General features: G+C 65.8%; 12 protein-coding genes and 1 pseudogene. 7 read left to right on the top strand and 6 right to left on the bottom strand.

The window, feature by feature from the left end; translation table 11 throughout:
* Window positions 1–2 precede the first annotated feature (2 nt).
* The 4 genes from QOL57_RS16605 (at window position 3) to QOL57_RS16620 (ending at window position 6,005) form a co-directional block, all read left to right on the top strand.
* Complete coding sequence (locus QOL57_RS16605; RefSeq protein ID WP_089235727.1) at window positions 3–1,643, top strand: GMC family oxidoreductase; 1,641 nt, start codon at window positions 3–5, stop codon at window positions 1,641–1,643.
* Complete coding sequence (locus QOL57_RS16610) at window positions 1,640–3,037, top strand: cytochrome c (RefSeq protein ID WP_089235726.1); 1,398 nt, start codon at window positions 1,640–1,642, stop codon at window positions 3,035–3,037. Before QOL57_RS16605 ends, QOL57_RS16610 begins: the two co-directional genes overlap by 4 nt.
* A complete protein-coding gene (locus QOL57_RS16615; RefSeq protein ID WP_089235725.1) occupies window positions 3,034–4,305 on the top strand; it encodes a carbohydrate porin in 1,272 nt (423 codons plus the stop codon). The genes QOL57_RS16610 and QOL57_RS16615 overlap by 4 nt, the downstream gene beginning before the upstream one ends.
* Before the next feature lie 125 nt (window positions 4,306–4,430).
* On the top strand, window positions 4,431–6,005 hold the full coding sequence (locus QOL57_RS16620) for a CocE/NonD family hydrolase (protein WP_089235724.1): 1,575 nt from the start codon (window positions 4,431–4,433) through the stop codon (window positions 6,003–6,005).
* A gap of 73 nt (window positions 6,006–6,078) precedes the next feature.
* On the opposite strand, the gene QOL57_RS16625 is transcribed toward QOL57_RS16620, so the two are convergent.
* Window positions 6,079–6,483: a hypothetical protein gene (locus QOL57_RS16625; RefSeq protein ID WP_141134204.1), complete on the bottom strand. Its 405-nt coding sequence runs from the start codon at window positions 6,481–6,483 to the stop codon at window positions 6,079–6,081.
* Window positions 6,484–6,738: 255 nt separating this feature from the next.
* Between QOL57_RS16625 and QOL57_RS16630 the strand changes: the two genes are divergently transcribed.
* Window positions 6,739–7,821 (top strand): retropepsin-like aspartic protease, encoded by a 1,083-nt coding sequence (locus QOL57_RS16630; protein ID WP_089235722.1) that lies wholly within the window; start codon window positions 6,739–6,741, stop codon window positions 7,819–7,821.
* Between the two features lie 83 nt (window positions 7,822–7,904).
* Window positions 7,905–8,240, top strand: a pseudogene (locus tag QOL57_RS16635) (GFA family protein); the annotation flags it as partial.
* Window positions 8,241–8,259: 19 nt separating this feature from the next.
* Here QOL57_RS16635 and QOL57_RS16640 read toward each other — a convergent pair.
* The gene (locus QOL57_RS16640) at window positions 8,260–9,984 is read right to left on the bottom strand and encodes a fatty acid--CoA ligase (protein WP_089235720.1); all 1,725 of its coding nucleotides are present in this window, start codon (window positions 9,982–9,984) and stop codon (window positions 8,260–8,262) included.
* A gap of 26 nt (window positions 9,985–10,010) precedes the next feature.
* On the bottom strand, window positions 10,011–11,864 hold the full coding sequence (locus QOL57_RS16645) for a 3-hydroxybutyrate oligomer hydrolase family protein (RefSeq protein ID WP_089235719.1): 1,854 nt from the start codon (window positions 11,862–11,864) through the stop codon (window positions 10,011–10,013).
* Window positions 11,865–11,952: 88 nt separating this feature from the next.
* Here QOL57_RS16645 and QOL57_RS16650 point away from each other — a divergent pair, with 88 nt between their 5' ends.
* Window positions 11,953–12,627 carry a response regulator transcription factor gene (locus QOL57_RS16650; RefSeq protein ID WP_089235718.1) on the top strand — a complete coding sequence of 225 codons (675 nt, stop codon included), beginning with the start codon at window positions 11,953–11,955 and terminating at the stop codon, window positions 12,625–12,627.
* Window positions 12,628–12,634: 7 nt separating this feature from the next.
* On the opposite strand, the gene QOL57_RS16655 is transcribed toward QOL57_RS16650, so the two are convergent.
* The 3 genes from QOL57_RS16655 to QOL57_RS16665 are packed head-to-tail and all read right to left on the bottom strand — an operon-like array spanning window position 12,635 to window position 17,374.
* Window positions 12,635–15,967 carry a PAS-domain containing protein gene (locus tag QOL57_RS16655; protein WP_089235717.1) on the bottom strand — a complete coding sequence of 1,111 codons (3,333 nt, stop codon included), beginning with the start codon at window positions 15,965–15,967 and terminating at the stop codon, window positions 12,635–12,637.
* A 46-nt stretch (window positions 15,968–16,013) separates the two neighbouring features.
* Window positions 16,014–16,499 carry a MaoC family dehydratase gene (locus tag QOL57_RS16660; protein WP_089235716.1) on the bottom strand — a complete coding sequence of 162 codons (486 nt, stop codon included), beginning with the start codon at window positions 16,497–16,499 and terminating at the stop codon, window positions 16,014–16,016.
* Window positions 16,496–17,374, bottom strand: coding sequence for an alpha/beta hydrolase (locus QOL57_RS16665; protein ID WP_089235715.1), 879 nt, complete (start codon window positions 17,372–17,374; stop codon window positions 16,496–16,498). The genes QOL57_RS16660 and QOL57_RS16665 overlap by 4 nt, the downstream gene beginning before the upstream one ends.
* Window positions 17,375–17,380: the final 6 nt, after the last annotated feature.

The raw sequence follows: 17,380 nt of genomic DNA on the forward strand, positions 1-17,380 counted from the left end.
TCATGAAAGCTCCGGTTTTCCGTGATGGCGACGCCGATGCCGATGTTGTGATCGTCGGTTCGGGCGTCGTCGGCGCATTGATCGCCCATCAGTTGGTTCGTGCCGGAAAATCGGTTCTGGTCCTTGAAGCCGGTCCGCGCCTGCATCGCTCCGACGTCGTCGAAAACTGGCGCAACGTCAGCTTCGAGCGACGCATCGGCAGCGACTTCCAGGGCCCATATCCGCAGTCGCCGCTGGCCACCGCGCCGCTGTACTTCCCAGCCAACGACTACGTGGGCCTCAGCGGCCCGGACGCCAGCAGCTTCCACCAGGGCTTCATCAAGGCTGTGGGTGGCACCACCTGGCACTGGGCCGCCTCCTGCTGGCGCCACCTGCCGGTGGACTTCAAGATGCAGTCCACCTATGGGGTAGGGCGCGACTGGCCGATCAGCTACGACGACATCGAGCCGTACTACTGCCGGGCGGAAGAGGCCATGGGTGTCTCCGGGCCGAACGACCCGGGCAAGCAGAGCCCCTCCGAGCGATCCAAACCCTACCTGGCCGACATGATCCCCTGGGGCAACGGCGACAAGGTATTCGCCGAGGTAGTCAATCCGCACGGCTACAACCTGGTGCCCATTCCGCAGGGCCGCATGATCACGCCCTGGAATGATCGGCCCGCCTGCTGCGGCAACAACAACTGCCAGCCGATCTGCCCGATCGGCGCGATGTACAACGGCATCCATACCATCGAAGCGGCCGAGAAGCTGGGTGCGCAGGTATTGGCTGAAGCCGTGGCCTACAGGATCGACACCGATGCGCAGAACCGGGTGACGGCCATCCACTGGTATGACAACAACAAGGTCAGCCACAAGGCCACCGGGCGCAGCTTCGTGATTGCCTGCAACGCGCTGGAAACGCCGCGCCTGCTGCTGCTTGCCGCCAACGAGCAGAACCCCAACGGCATCGCCAACAGTTCCGACCAGGTTGGGCGCAACATGCTCGACCATTCCGGCTTCCACTGCTCGTTCATCGCCGATCGCCCGATCTGGCTGGGACGCGGACCGGCGCAATCCAGTTGCATGGTCGGTCCACGCGACGGAGCCTTCCGTTCGCAGTACTCGGCCACCAAGATCATCCTCAACAACATCAGCCGCGTGGCGATCGCCACTGACCAGGCGCTGCAGAAGGGGCTTGTCGGCGACGCGCTGGACGCGGAAATCCGCCGTCGCGCGATCTTCGGCGTCGATCTTTCGATCAGCCTGGAACCCTTGCCGGACCCGAGCAATCGGCTGACGCTGTCGAAGACACGGGTCGACGGCCATGGCTTGGCCTGCCCGGACATCCATTACTCATTGGGCGACTACGCCCGCAAGGGCTATGACGAGTCCTGCAAACAGCTGCGGCATATCGGCTCGCTGTTCAACGCCGAGGAATTCGTCATCACCACGGCGCTCAACGCCAACAACCACATCATGGGCTCGACCATCATGGGCGCTGACCCGCGCGATTCGGTGGTCGATGGCAATTGCCGAGCGCACGACCACCCGAACCTGTGGCTGCCAGGCGGCGGCCCGATGGTGTCGGCCAGCGTGGTCAACAGCACCTTGACCATGGCCGCGCTGGCGCTGAGGGCAGCAGATGCCATCGAGCGTGCGGCATGAAGACCTTCGCGTCGGCTCTGCTGATGCTGCTGGCTGCAGCCAGTCAATCCGCGCGCGCAGACGAGGTCGCCGAACGTGGGCGCTACCTCTCGGTCGCCGCAGACTGCGTGGCGTGCCACACCAGCCCGAAACAGGGCAAACCCTACGCCGGTGGCTATGCGATTGCGTCCCCGCTGGGTGAGATCTGGGCCAGCAACATCACCCCCTCCAAAAGCCATGGCATCGGCCTCTACAGCGAAGATGACTTCGCCAAAGCGGTGCGCGAAGGCGTTCGCAAGGATGGCGCCCATCTGTATCCGGCGATGCCCTATACCTCGTATGCCAAGCTGACCGACGAGGACATCCACGCGCTGTATACCTACTTCATGAAGGAGGTGGCGCCGGTCGACGAGGAAGCGCATGCGACCGAACTGCCGTTCCCCTTCAGCATCCGCCAGTCCATGGCGGTGTGGAACCTGCTGTTCCTGGACAAGGAAACGTTCAAGCCCGATGCAGGCAAGAGTGCGCAATGGAATCGCGGCGCCTATCTGGTGGAAGGCCTGGCGCATTGCTCCAGCTGCCACAGCCCGCGCGGACTGATGATGCAGGAAGTGGGCGGCAAGGCCTTCGCTGGCGGATCGCTGGGGGACTGGTACGCACCCAACATCACCTCCCATCCCACCAGTGGTATCGGTGGTTGGAGCGATGTCGAGCTGGCCCAGTATCTGAAGACCGGACGCGTTGCCGGCAAGGCGCAGGCCGGTGGCGGCATGGCCGAAGCGGTGAGCAACAGCCTGTCCAAGCTGCAGGACGAGGACATCGCCGCGATCGTTGCCTACCTGCGCACGGTACCGGCTGTGGCCGATCCTGACGCCACGCGGGCCGCCTTTGCCTGGGGCGATGCCGCCGCCACACCGGGCGAGCAACCGGTACGCGGCACGGGTGCCGCATTGGCATCGGGCGGAGTGCTGTATTCGGGCCTGTGTGCAAGCTGCCATGGATCGCGGGGCGAGGGCAGCAGGGACGGGTACTACCCCTCCCTGGTGCACAACACTACCGTCGGCATGACCCGTCCGCAGAACCTCATCGCCACCATCATTGGTGGTGTTGACCGCGACGTGCATGGCGAACACGCGTTGATGCCGCACTTCTCGAAAGGCTCATTCGTACAGGACCTGAGTGACGCCGATATCGCAGCGGTGGCGACCTACGTGCGTACACATTTCGGGCCGGGTGACCAGGTCACCGAGGCACAAGTGGCGCTGACCCGTGCCGGCGGCGAGAAGCCATTGCTGGCGAAGATCGCACGGCTGTGGCTGCCGATGCTCATCGTTGCCGTGCTGGCACTGGTCGGCGTCCTGCTGCTGGTGCGGCGCGCCTGGAAGAAGCGCAAGGACAGGAGGGCCGCAGCATGAAGCTGCTCTCCTTGAACGGCCTCGGCCTGCTCCTGCTCGCGGTCAATGGCCCGGTGTCGGCCGCCGAAGCGAGTGCCACCGCCAAGCCCAAACCGGTGGACAGCATCGTACAGACGCCGCTGAGTGCCGATTGGGCCGCGCGCCTCTGGCTGCAGGACCGCGGCGTAACCCCCAGCGCACGCATCGTGATCGGCAGCGGCGTCAACAGCGGTGGTTACAAGGGCAGTGGTTGGTCCACCGCCGAGCACATCGACCTGGGTGCGACGATCGATACCGGCAAAGCACTCGGCTTTGACGGTACGCTGCGGGTGGTGTTTTCCGATCGCTTCGGCAACGCCATCAACGAGCGGTCCACCGGTTCCTATATCCAGAACCAGGCCTTCTATGGCCAGGGCCAGAACCTGCGTTTCAACGAGCTCTCCTACGAGCGGCTGCTGCTGGACAAGCGGCTGAGCCTGAAAGGGGGCTTCTACTCGATGGGCAACGATTTCGGCGGCTTGCCCTACACCTGCAACTTCAACAACAACGGCCAATGCGGGCATCCGCTGGGCCCGATCTACAGCTCCGGGTGGCTGGACAACCCGACGGGGCAATGGGGCCTGCGGGTCAAGTGGAACGATCCGTCGGGCTGGTATGCACAGACCGGCATCTACGACGTCAACCCGACGCGCAAGCAGGCCAACAGTGGCTTCCGTGTTTCGACGAAGGGAAAGACCGGTCTGTTCCTGCCCGTGGAAGTGGGCTACAGCCATGGCAAGTCCGGCGAGGACTATGGCGGCACCTACAAGGTCGGCTACTACCTGGACACCTCCAACGCCGATGACATCGGTAATCCGGCCGCACCTCGCGCCTCGCATCGCAGCGGTTCGTACGTGCAGGCCGCGCAGCGCGTGTGGAAGCCCGAGGGCGATACGGTGCGTGGCATCTCGGTGTTCGGCGTGGCCACCCGTGCCGATGCAAAGACAGGGCTGATGCGCTACTCGTGGGAAGCGGGCGTGAGCTGGCGCGGCGTGATCGCGTCGCGCGAAGATGATGTGCTCAGCCTGGCCTGGAACCGGCTGGACATCTCCGACCGGCTCGGTCGCCATCAGCAGCTGACCGGAAAGGATGTGCAGAGCAACGAGCAGTTCGTCGAGTTGAACTACGGCGTGCAGGTCGCCCCGTGGCTGGTGCTGCGGCCAGCGGTGCAGTACGTGGCGCGGCCCGGCGCCTATGCCAGCCGACCCGACAGCTGGGTGTTCACCCTGCAGGCGCAGGCGACGCTGTAGGCGCATTCAGGCCCGCGGCGTGGGGTGGCAGGACCGCCGCCCCATGTTGCGGCGCAAGGTGTCAGCCACCATTCGCACTGGTACGGTCCAACCCGTTGCACCACCAACAACGGGGAGAGACGACGATGCGCAAGGTATTGCTGCTGTTGATCCTGCTGACCGGACTGGCGCCCACCGCCTGGGCCGCCACGGTCAAGACCACCCACCGCACCGTTCCCAGCTGGGACGGCACACCCCTCGGGGTCTTTGTCATCGAGCCCCAGGACGCGGGTGGCGGCAAGTATCCGCTGCTGGTGATGCCCAGCAGCTGGGCCGTTCCCAGCGTGGAGTACGTAGGGGTGGCACAGTCGCTGGCCAAACGCGGCTACGTGGTCATCAGCTACAGCTCGCGCGGCTTCTGGGAGTCCGGCGGGGCCATCGACATCGCCGGGCCCGCCACGGTCGAGGATGTCAGCGCATTGATCGACTGGGCGCTGGACAACACCCAGGCCGACCCGGCGCGGATCGGCGTCTCGGGCATTTCCTACGGCGCCGGCACCAGCCTGCTGGCGGCGGCACGCGATCCCCGCATCAAGGCAGTGGCCGCCCTCAGCGGATGGGCTGACCTGCAGGCGTCGTTGTACGCCAACGACACCCCCAGCGCACAGGGAATCGCACTGCTGGTGGCCGCCGGCCTGGTCACCGGCCGCCCCGGGTCCGAACTGGCCACGATCAACCGCAACGTCGTGGTCGGCAACTATCAGGGCGCCGTGGAATCGCTGTTGCCGGTGGCCGCGATCCGCAGCCCCGCTGCGAGCATCAACGAGATCAACGCCAACCAGCCGGCCGTATTCCTGGCCAACGCCTTCAACGACAGCCTGTTTCCGCCGGGTCAGCTGGTGGATTTCTTCAACCAGCTGAAAGGCCCCAAGCAGCTGCAGCTGCGCCATGGCGACCACGCCCTCAACGAGGCCCTGGGCGCACTGGGCATTCCCAACGAGGTCTATGACTCGGTGGGCAACTGGTTCGACCATTACCTCAAGGGCGTGACCAACGGCATCGACCGCGAGCCGGCGGTGCAGCTGAAGTCACAGAAGGGAAGCTGGAGCAGCTACCCGAACTGGCAGGCCACCAACAGCGGCGCGGTCAGCTACGCGTTGACCGCACCCGGTGGCCTGCTTCTGCCCACCGGCGGCCTGGCTGAAGACGGGCGCAGCAATGGCTGGAATTACCGCATCGGCAGTGGCCTGCCTACCGCCGCCAATTCCGGCGTGGCGATGGTGTCGGGCTCGCTGCAGATGATCAACCTTCCGCCGGGTGCATACGTGCCTTTCATCGGGCGCAACGCAGCCGCTGTCTGGCAAGGGCCGATCTACTGGAACGCACGCCGCCTGGACGGTGCGCCGGAAGTGCGCGTGACCGTCACCCCCAGCCGCGCCAACACCACGCTGTATGCCTATCTGTACGCGGAGGATGTGCTGGGCAATGGTCAGCTGATCAGCCACAAGCCGTACACCCTGCGCGGCGTTGCGCCGGGCCAGGCGACCACCCTCGATCTTCGGCTGGAAGCGAGCAGCTGGAACATTCCGGCGGGCAGTCGCCTGACGCTGGTGGTCGATACGGTGGACCTGCGTTATGCAGGCATCAGCCAGTTGGGCGGGGCGGTGACCTTCAGTTCGCCCACGTCCGCGCCATCGGTGCTGAAGGTGCCATTGCATTGAATCCATACCGCGCCCGCGGTTGCGGGCGCGGCCGCTCCGTGGGCACACCGGCGGCAGATGCCGCGTGGTGTGCTCACAGCTTGCCGGCCACCCTGTAGCGGGAGACACCCTGTTCAATCAGCATCTGCAGTTCGTGCAGCAACGCCGGATCCCCGGCATCGAAGTTGAAGCAGGATTTCCCCTGCATATGCTTCTTCAGGGCCGGGCTGATGCCGGCCAACAGCTCGGGGAAGGTGTAGATGGGCATGAAGTGGAATGAATGCCTGCGACCCGATGCCTTCACCGTGCCGAAGAACTGAGCCTTGCCCTTGGCGTCTACGTTCCTGCAATTGGCGTAGAAGTGATCGTCCTCGTCATGCACGACGAGAAGATCGGCCTTGTAGGGAAGCAGCAGATCCCGCAGGGCGACGAACAGGTTGGGCGACTGGCCCTCCATTACACGATCCGACTCGGCGGCAGGTATGGGTGGTTTCTTCATGGAAGTCATCCCGGAGGGGAATGCAGCTGCGATATCGTGCACGGGTTCTGCTGGGCCAGCCTACCACGGGGCAGTATGCCGACAGCGGCAGAGGGCTATGGACTTATAGCCACGAGCGCCTGACCATGGCGCTCCAAGAAATACCCCCGCACCCTGGCAGCTCGATGAAAACACTGGCCCTGATCGCACTTTCCCTTTCCATCTGCATCAGCCTTGCCGGCTGTATTGCCCCGTTTCGCGTGAAGGCGCGGGAGTATGCGTCTGCTGACATGCCACCGCCAGAAAAGCGCGACGCTCCCGTTCCGTCAGCGCCACCGCAGTGACACCGCGTCGGTCAGCATCACCCGCAGCACCGGCATCGATTTAAACCCTTTTCGCATTGGTGGCATCCATCAGGTGCCACGCCACCATCGCCAAACGAAAGGGAAGTCGCCCGTGCCTGCAATCCTGCACTTTTTGGTGGCTGCCGCCATCACTTCAGCCGCTTCAGGCGCCAGTTCCAGCGCCAATACCACGCCTGTGGTTATCCCCTTCGAGCAGGACAAGGACCACCGGATCTACGTCCGCGGCAGCGTCAACAGGTCCGAGCCCTTGCGATTCCTGGTGGACACCGGCGCGGACGGATTGGCCATATCGCGCGCCATCGTGCCGAAGGCATCGGTGGTCATCGATGATCGCACTGAGAACACAGGTTCAGACGGCGTCACCACGATGGACTACAGCACGCGCAACGACGTGGAGATCGGCGGGCTGCACACGCGCATGGGCGCAGTGGTGGTCGACTACAGGAACCGCCCCTTTGATGCGGTTCTGGGCTGGAAGTTCTTTGAAGGGAAGGTAGTCGAGATCGATTACGACCGGCAGCAGCTGCTCGTCCATCGTAGCCTGCCGGATGTAACCGGCTATACCCGCGCCAACGTCCGCTGGATCGACAATACGCCCGCAATCGAAGTCACGCTCGGCAACGGTGACGCCGTCGTCAAGCCTTGGCTGGCACTGGACACGGGAAGCAACGGCTCCATCGATCTCAGCTATGCCTACAGCTCGCGCCATGGGCTGATGGAGGTATTCACCCAGAAGGTGGGGACTTCCAGATCCACGGGCAGCGCGGGCAATGTCATTCGCGCAGTGGATGTGCGCGTCCCGTCGGCAAGCATCGAGGGGCTGACCATCGTCAATTCCGCAGCATCCTTTCCCATCGACGATGACGCCTCCACAGGCGACGGCACGATCGGCGCGGGTATTCTCCGGCAGTTCAACATGCTGCTGGACATGAAGACGGGCGAGGTCTATCTGCGACGGAACCAGTACGTTGGCGTGGAGCCGGGCAGGAAGTAGAGGCTTCAGCCTTCCATCGCCTCTTGTGAACGGCGAGCGGTGACAGCACACTCCTCGCCAGCCATTCCCTTCAAGAGACGTCCATGGCCCTTCGCATCACCTGCCTGTGCGGCGCAAATGCCGTGGAACTGCACGGCACTCCCGCTGCGCAGGCGAACTGCCACTGCGCAACCTGCAGGGATTTCTACGGCGTTGTGATGCTCTCGGCCACCGCATGGGCGGCCGAATCGGTGACCATTTCAGGGGCGAAGAATGCGCGTTTCCAGCACCCGGCCAAGCAGCTTTCCAAGACCTTCTGCCTGAACTGCGGGGACGTGTTGTTTGGCACCAACCGCCTGGGCATGCGCGTGGTTCCCAACGCTCTTGCTGCGCGAGCTGCCGATGGCGTGCTGGATGCAGCGTTTTCGCCGACGATGCACCTGTTCTATCGGGAGCGCGTCATCGACGTTGCAGATGCGCTGCCGAAGTTCCTCGATGGCTGGGACGGTCCGCTTCATGTGAGCCCGGGTCATCAGCAACTGCCTCTGGATCATGCAGCCCTCGCAGCTTCTTCTTGTTGATCTTGCCCACACTGGTGCGCTCCAGCGAATCCACGAAGCTGACGCGGTCGGGGATCGCGTAGCGGGAGATATCGCCTGAGCGGCTGCGCGCTGCGACCAGCTCGATGATCTCTGCTTCGGTCACATCACTTCCGTCCTGCCTGACCACCAGCGGCAGCGGTCGCTCACCCCATTTCTCATCGCTGATGCCGATCACGGCGACCTCGTTGACCGCGGGATGCAGGGCGATGATGTCCTCCAGGGCAAGCGAGGAGATCCATTCGCCGCCGGTCTTGATCACATCCTTGATACGGTCGGCCACGCGCAGGTAGCCGCCGCCATCAATGTTGCCGATGTCCCCGGTATGCAGGTAACCGCTCGCCCACAATGCCGCCGAAGCGTCCGGGTTGTGCAGATAGCCCTGGGTGAGCCAGGGCGTGCGTACCACCACTTCGCCGGTAGCGATGCCATCGTGGGCAACGTCGTTCATGTCTTCGTCCACGATGCGCAGGTCCACCAATGGCACCGGAATGCCGGCCTTGGTGCGCAGTGACAGCTCCTCATCCGGGTCGTCCAGGGCGTGGGCATCGATCTGCGCGACGGTGAGCAGCGGGCAGGTTTCGGACATGCCGTAGCCGCCGAAGATATCGATGCCACGGGCCAGTGCCTGCTGCGCGAGTGCCCGTGGCAGTGCCGCTCCGCCGATGATCACCTTCCAGCTGCGCAGATCGGCGTCGGCCGCCGCGGCATGGCCCAGCAGCATATGCAGGATGGTCGGCACGCAGTGCGAGAACGTCACTTTCTCGCGGGCGATCAGCGCCAGCAGCTTGCCCGGCAGATAGCGCCCGGGGTAGACCTGCTTGATGCCCAGCAGCGTAGCCACGTACGGCATGCCCCAGGCGTGGACATGGAACATCGGGGTGATCGGCATGTAGACGTCGTCGCGGTGCAGGCGCCCCTGGCTGGATGCGCTGCCGAGTGCGGCCATCGCCGCAAGCGAGTGCAGCACCAGTTGCCGATGGCTGAAATACACGCCTTTGGGCAGGCCCGTGGTGCCGGTCGTATAGAACGTCGTGGCGCGGGTGTTCTCGTCGAAGTCCGGGAAGCTGATGATCGGCGTGGCCTCGCGCAGCCCGGCTTCATACTCGGTCACGAAGCCCGCTGGCAGCGGCCCATCCTCATCATCCAGCAGGACACGCGTGCGCAGGTCCGGCAGCTGTTCGTCGATGGTTTCCAGCACCGGCAGGAACTCGCGGTTGGCCAGGATCACCCGCGCACCGCTGTGATTGAGCGTATAGGCAATCTGCTCGGGCGCCAGGCGGATGTTCACCGTCATCAGCACCGCTCCGATCATCGGCACGGCGAAATAGCTCTCCAGGTAGCGGTTGCTGTCCCAGTCCATCACTGCCACGGTATCGCCGTGCTTTACCCCCAGCGAGGTCAACAGCCCGGCCAACTGGCCGATGCGCGCCTGCAGCGTGCGGTAGTCGAAGCGGATCTTGTCGCCGTAGACGATTTCCTGCTGTGGACGCACGGCCAGGGGCGTCAGCAGCAACTGCTTGATCAGCAGGGGATAGGCATGAGCCTCGGAAGCGGGCGCGTCTGTGGCGGTGGCGAATGACATGTGGGGGCTTCCTGGTGGGCGGCGCGTCAGCGGCGTGGGATGGCCTGGGCTGCGGGAATGGACAGCTGCTCGCGCAGCAAGGGCGCTTCGGCGCGTGGCGTTGGCTGGATGAGCGCATCCAGCGGCAGTGGATGCGCTGGATCCTCAAGGTGATCCCATACCTGGTCCATCGCCGCGAACATGTAGGGCAGCAGCGGCACGTAGCGCTTCCGGTAATCCGGGAAGGCCAGCAGCGAGTCGAAATGCTGTGCGTTGTTCACCCGCCAATAGGTGATCTGTGCCCCCGCCTTGCGTGCAAGTGGCACGTAGCGATCGCTGGTCATGCTGATCGGCACCAGCCCATCGTCGATGCCATGGATCACCACGATGGGCAGGCCGCGACGCGGGGCCTTGGCGGTGGCCGCGGCGATGCCGCCGCGTACCCGCCGGGCATCAGCGCTATCGCCATTGCCAAGTGCACGCAGGCAGTTCAGGCCATGCAGCGGATTGTCTGCCGCCCCGGCTGAATTGCCATCCGCCAGCACCACGCCGTTGCCCGGCGGAATGCCGCTGCCCTCACTCCACCAGGTTGCGCGAGCCTCGGCTGCGGCCGCGCCAGGCCTGCCATCTGCCCCAGTGGCCGAGAAACTGTACGCACAGGGATGTTCGCCAGCGCCGTAGCGCCCGTAGGCCGACGAATAGGTGGCCGCGATGGCGCGCCACAGATCGAACCCGGTCGAGAACACGCCGGCGCGAAGTGCATCGTCGCTCAAGCCAGCATCGAGCAGCTGCTGCCGTGCCGACCGTGCCTGTGCCGCAGTGTCATCGCCTTGCACCGACCCGGCGGATTTCAGCGTGGCGCATCGCTGTGTCCACACCGGCACGGCCTGCGCTCGCATCGGCGGTTGCGGCAGATCGTCCTCTGCCAGCAGGGCACAGGGCATCAGCAGCGCGGCCTGGGTGACGAAGTCGTACAGCGGCGGAGCGCCTGCCACCGACACATTCGGTTCGCCGGCCACCATCGCATCGAACCAGTCGCCTTCGATCTCCGCCGCGCGCAGCACGGCGCCACCGCCATTGGATACACCCACGCCCAGCGTGCGCGTGTTGGCCGCCGTGAATGGCTTTGATTCCGGGTAGGCGCGGTCCAGTGACTGCAGGCCGAACTGCAGCGCCTGCAGCAGATGACGACCCCAGTCTGCTTCCGGGTTGTCACCCGAATGCGCGTGTTTGAAGGCGACTCCCTGCGTGGCTGCCGCACCCGCAGGGATGAAAGCCAACGCGCCTTGTGAGGCGGGCGTGCCGTCTGCCTGGAAGCCGGCCTTGGCGTGCAGATCGTAGTAGTCGCTGCCTGCGCCCTTGTCGGTGTAGGCGATCGCGCAGCCGTGGGCCAGGCCCCAGCTGCCGGCTACCGCGATCGCGCCATAGATGCCACGCGAGCCGGATGACGCAGCGACGACCAGGCAGCGTCGCGAGGCGTCGAAACTGTCAGGCACCTGCACCAGCACGCGGTGGGGCTGGCGCGCGCCAGAAATGCGCGCATAGGCCGAGAACTCGCGGCCGGGCACCGCCTGCAGGCTGCCGTAGACATCGCCGAATCCACCACCGGGAGTCAGGTCGGCGATGCCGCGCCAGCTGCTCCAGATCGCACGACGCCGGGCCTCCTCGGCCGTGGGCTGGGCCGGGTTGCTGAAGGCTGGCGCCGTGGCCGAGCGCAGGGCGTCGATTCCCAGTCCCGCTGTCAGCAGTTCATCGTTGCCGCGATGCGCGGTTTCCCGCCACTGCTCGAACACCGGAACAGCGGTGGCGGGGCGGGGCGTGCCGGCATCGGCGACGGAGATGCCGCCCGGCAACAGGGCCAGCGCGGCGCACAGCGGAGCAAGGGAGCGATGGATGTTCATTGCTCCACCCTAGCAATCCCGGCGGCGCACGCCAGCGTACCTTGGTACCCGTGCCCAGACGCAGGCGATTTGCTAACCTCGGCTGGACATGCCGACCCTGCTCATCGCCGATGACCACCCCTTGTTCCGCGCGGCGCTGCATCGCGCGGCCGAGGAGGCGGTGGCCGACCTGCAGATCAGCGAGGCCGATTCGCTGCACAGCGTGCTGGAAGCGATCGAGAGCCAGCAGATCGACCTGATGCTGCTGGACCTGCATATGCCGGGCAACCATGGTCTTGCCGGTCTGGCGACCATCCGTGCGCTGCAACCGGGGCTGGCGATCATCATCGTTTCGGCCAATGAAGAGCCGCACGTGATCCGCCGTGCCATCGATCTGGGCGCGGCCGGCTATCTGCCCAAGAGCTCAGGGCTGACCGACCTGCAGTCCGCGCTGCAGACCGTGCTGGAAGGTGAACGCTGGATTCCGGCGCCGCTGCGCGAGCCGGTGGCGCGGGTGGCGCCCTTCAACAAGGACGCCGATCTTGCCGCGCGCTTGTCCAGCCTGTCCGCGCATCAGTACAAGGTGCTGAGCTTGGTGGCCGAAGGGCTGCTCAACAAGCAGATCGCAGACCGGCTGGGTGTGCAGTTGCGCACGGTCAAGGCGCACATGACCCGCATCATGGGCCGGCTGGGCGTGCGTAATCGTGCGCAGGCCATCCGTGTGCTGCACGAGATGGGGCTGACCGATCCCTCGCGGCAGATCGAAGAGACGCAGGACGCCTGACCCTTGGTCAGGGTGTTGCCGTAGCGGCCGTTGCCAGCAGATGGTTGATCGCCCAGCGCAGTGCCAGCGGCTTGAACGGCTTGTTGAGCAGCGACAGGCCCACGCTGCGCACCGCCTCGCGGGTGTCGCTGCCGGTGTCGGCGCTGAGGATCACCGTCGGCCGCGTCCCGTGGACGGCGACAAGGCGCTTCCACAGCGCGACGCCTGTATCGCCATCATCAAGGTGGTAGTCGAACAGCCACAGTGCCGCCTCCTGTGCTGAAGCACCCAGCGCATTGACATCGCGCGCCGCGATGACATCGCAGCCCCAGGAAAGCAGCATCTGTCGCATCGCCTCCAACGCCTCCGGGTCGTTGTCGACCACCAGCACGCGGATACCCTTGATGCTGCTGTTGCCAGCGGCGGGTTCAGTGCGCGGGGCCGCAGGTGGCACCGCCCGCACCACGCTGATGGAGAAGGTCGAGCCGCGATCAAGCGCGCTGTGCAGTTGCAGCGGCGCGTGCAGCAGGTCGGCAATGCGGCTCGCGATGGTCAGGCCCAGACCCAGGCCCTGGCCGTTACTGCGATCGCCACGGTGGAATTCCTCGAATACTACCGCCTGCTGCTCCGGCGCGATGCCGGGTCCGCTGTCATGCACGCCGATCGACAGGGTCTGGCCATGCCGGCGCACGCCCAGCAGCACGCCGCCATGGCGGGTGTAGCGGATGGCATTGGCCAGGAAGTTCTGCAGCACCCGACGCAGCAGCAACGGGTCGCTGTGCACCCACGCGCGGGTCCGTACATGGTGGAACTGCAGGCCGCGCGCCGCGGCCAGCACGGCGAACTCCTGCGCAAGCGGGTCCAACACGGTCGACAGCGCAAACGGGCGCGGATCGGCCACCAGTCCACCGGCTTCCAGCCGCGAAATATCGAGCAGTCCCGACAGCAGATCGTCGGTGGAGTCCAGCGCACCACGAATCTGGCGCAGGAAGCTGTCCAGGAACTCCGATTCGATGTGCTGCGACATGGCATCGGTCAGCAGCTGCGCCGCATGCAGGGGCTGGATCAGGTCGTGGCCGACAGCGGTCAGGAAGCGTGTCTTGGCCACGTTGGCCCGCTCGGCTTCATGCACGGCCTGCTCCAGCCGGGCAGTACGGTCCTGCACCCGGCGCTCCAGGGTTTCGTTGCTGCGCTTGAGCGCGTCTTCTGCACGCCGGAAAGCGGTGACATCGGTGAAGGTGGCCACGTAGCCGCCACCGGGCATCGGGTTGCCGCGGATTTCAACGATGGTGTTGTCCGGGAAGATCCGCTCGGACAGATGCGGAGTGCCGCGCCGCATGTGTACCACCCGCCGTTGCAACGCCTTGTCGCGCGAGTCGCCGGCGGTGTCACCGATCTTCAGCTGTCCCAACGCCCACGCCGTCAGGTTCGACACCGGCTGTCCCACCTGCAGCAGCTCCGGCGGGAACTTGAACAGCGCGGCATAACGGCTGTTCCAGGCTACCAGCTGCAACTGCGCATCGACCACGCTGATGCCCTGGCTCATGTTTTCCAAGGCGGCTTCCAGCAGGCGCTGGTTGAAGCGCAGTACCTGGGTGGCTTCGCCGACCGCACGGGTAACGGCGTCCAGCGGTGCGGCACCACCATCGCGGGCCGCCTCCACCAGCAGGCGTGCCATGCCCGCACCGACCACGGCAGTCAGCTCCCGCTCGATGGCGGTGACCCGCTCGTCATCCAGCATCTGCCCGGCATGCCCGTCCATCAGCTGGCGCGCCCGTTCCTGGCCGAGGAAGCGACCGGCAGTCTTGCGCAACGATGCCGCGGCCACCGCGTCGCGCTGCCGTGGCATCGAGGGACGCACCGCACGCGACACCAGCACAACGGTTACCAGGTTGACCGCCAGGCTCGCCCCCATGCTGATGGCGATATGGCCCGGCTGCATGCGCAGCGAGAACATCGCCAGCCAGTGCAGTCCGTCGGGGCTGGCCGACGGCGGCGGCGCCGGGATCACCATCGGCAGCAGCACCAGCCACAGCCAGACCAGTGAGCCCAGCACGATCCCGGCGATGATGGCGGGGGAGGGCGTACGCGGACGGTACACCGCCAGCAGTACTGCCGGTGCCAGCTGGGAGAGCGCGGTGAACGACATCAGGCCGAAATCGCTGAGTGCCTCGGTGCCGCTCATCGCGCGGCTGTACAGCCACGACATCAGGAACACGGCGAGGATGCCGGCGCGACGGAAGGCCAGCACGCGCGGTCGCAGATCGGCGCCGCTGTTGAAGCCGTTGACGCCGCTCAGCAGGCGCGAGCCGACGCCGTGGTTGCCGAGCATGATCGACAGGGTCAGCCCGGACAGGATCATCATGCCGGTGGCCGCGCTCAGGCTGCCCAGGTAGGCCAGCAGCGCCAGCAGGTGGTGGCCGCGTTCCTGCGGCAGGGCCAGGACATACAGGTCGGGCGACACCGAAGACGGCAACTGTGCGGCACCCGCCAGTGCCATCGGCACCGACGGCAGGCCGATCAACAGCAGGTACACCGGGAACAGCCAGCGCGCCGTCTTCAGGTCCGACGACTGCCGCAGTTCGACCACGCCCACATGGAACTGATGGGGCAGGGTGAACGCGGCCATCGCACCGAGCGCGACCATGGTCAGGTAATCAGGCACGACTGCCGGCGGCGGCAGGTGCGCCATCTTTTCAAACAGCGGCGCGCCGGCCTTGTGCACCGAGAGCGCGGCATACAGGCCGATGGCCAGCAGTGCCGTCAGCTTCAACAGCGATTCCACGCCCAGCGCGACTACGATGCCGCGGTTGTGTTCGGTGGCCGACGCCTTGCGTGCGCCGAACAGCGTGGTGAACGCCGCCATCGTCAGCGCGAACCAGAACGACATGTCCAGTTGCCAGCCGACGGGCGCGAACTGATCGCCAAGCAAGGCACCAAGGCCCTGGCTGACAGCTTTGAGCTGCAGTGCGATGTAGGGAATGATGCCGAACAGCGCGACCAGGGTGATGGTGATGCCCAGCCCCTGGTCGGCTCGCAGCCGCGCGACCACCAGATCGGCGATGGTGGCACTGTTGTGCTGTTTGGCCAGTCGCCCCAGCCGCACCAGGAACGGCAGGCCGAAGGCAAAAATGAGCGCCATGCCGATCAGTGTCGGCGGGATCGGAAAGCCCCACTGCACGCCCTGCGAGGCGGCCCCGTAGTAGGTCCATGCCGTGCAATGCACGCCCAGCGACAGCGCGTAGATGGCCGGCCAGAGCTTCGACAGCCGATGCCCCTGGCGTTCCCCCCATAGGGCGACGCCGAACAGCAGCACGGTCCACGCGATGCAGGCGAACAGGACGATGGAGGGCGTCAACATCGCTCCAGTGTAGAGAGAACCGTGGCCGGCGGGCAGCCGGGCGGCGCTAGTCGGCGAGCACGATCAGCGACAGCTGTTCGGCGACCACGGCCACCTCGCCGGCGGGGATCACTTCCACCGTCTTCTGCTGGGTCAACAGCCACTGCCCGGGCCTGCGTGCCTCCAGTGATAGCAGCTGCGAGCGCACCCGCACCTCGGAAGCGCTGGGTACCGGCGCCAGGAAGCGGACCTTGTTCAATCCGTAGTTCAGTACGTGGGCGATGCCGGGGAAACCGGCCAGGGCCGCCACATCGTCCTCGACGGTAAGCGAGAGCAGAAGGAAGCCATGCGCAATGGTCTGCCCACCCGGCAGGCCGGTCTGGGCGCGGGCCGGATCGGTGTGGATCCAGTTGTGATCACCGGTGGCGTCGGCGAAAGCATCGATGCGCGATTGCGTGATGCGCGTGCTGTCGCTCAGCCGTTCACTTGCCGCCCATTGCCGCAGGGCCTGCAGGGCGGCAGGCAGCTCATCTGTCGAAACCTCGGAACTCATCGCACGCGCTCCAGCAATGCCAGGATCGCATCACGCGCCTCGGCCTCGGACAACATCGGCGCATGGCCCACCTCCGGCACTTCAACGAGGTGGGCGTTGGGCGACGTGGCTGCCATCTGCCGCGCGACCTCGGCAGGCAGGATGTCCGACAACGCCCCGCGCACCACCAGTACCGGTACCCGCGACGTCAGGCCACGCACGGCCCGCCACAACACCGGGCGCAGCAGCCACAGCACCCACGGCCGCGTGGTGCGGATCACCGCCGGGTCGTAGTCCAGTTCCAGCAGGCCATCGCTGCGCTGGCGGAAGGTGCGCACGGCCATCGCCCGCCAGTCGTCGGTGGTGAAGCGCGGGAACGCAGCCTTGCCGATGGACTCCACATAGCTCGTGGCCTGTGCCAGGTCCATCGGTGGCACGGGCTTGCCGGCGTACTTGCTGATCCGCGCCAGGGCTTCGCGCGGCACCTTGGGGCCGGCATCGTTCAGCACCGCCGCGGCGATCAGCCCGGGTGCACGCGAGGCCAGGGTGATGGTGACCAGCACCCCCAGCGAGGTGCCGACGAACACCGCCTTGTCGATGTTCTGTGACCGCAGCAGCGCCACCATGTCATCGGCATAGGCGCGCGGGTTGTAACTGGACGGATCCAGCGCACGTTCCGAGCACGCTCGTCCACGCAGGTCAACGGCGATCACCCGCCAGCCGACCGCGGTCAGCGATTGCGCAAGGGCATCGAAGTCGGCGCCATTGCGGGTCAAACCGGGGATGCAGACCACCGTGCCACGGGGCGGTTGCCCCGCGTCCGGGGCATGGTCGCGCGCATGCAGGCGCAGGCCATCGTCACTTTTCCAGTACAGGTCATCGTAAGACGGTGTCATGCAGAA

This window comes from Stenotrophomonas sp. yr243 (genome assembly GCF_900184195.1).
GTDB lineage: Bacteria > Pseudomonadota > Gammaproteobacteria > Xanthomonadales > Xanthomonadaceae > Stenotrophomonas > Stenotrophomonas lactitubi.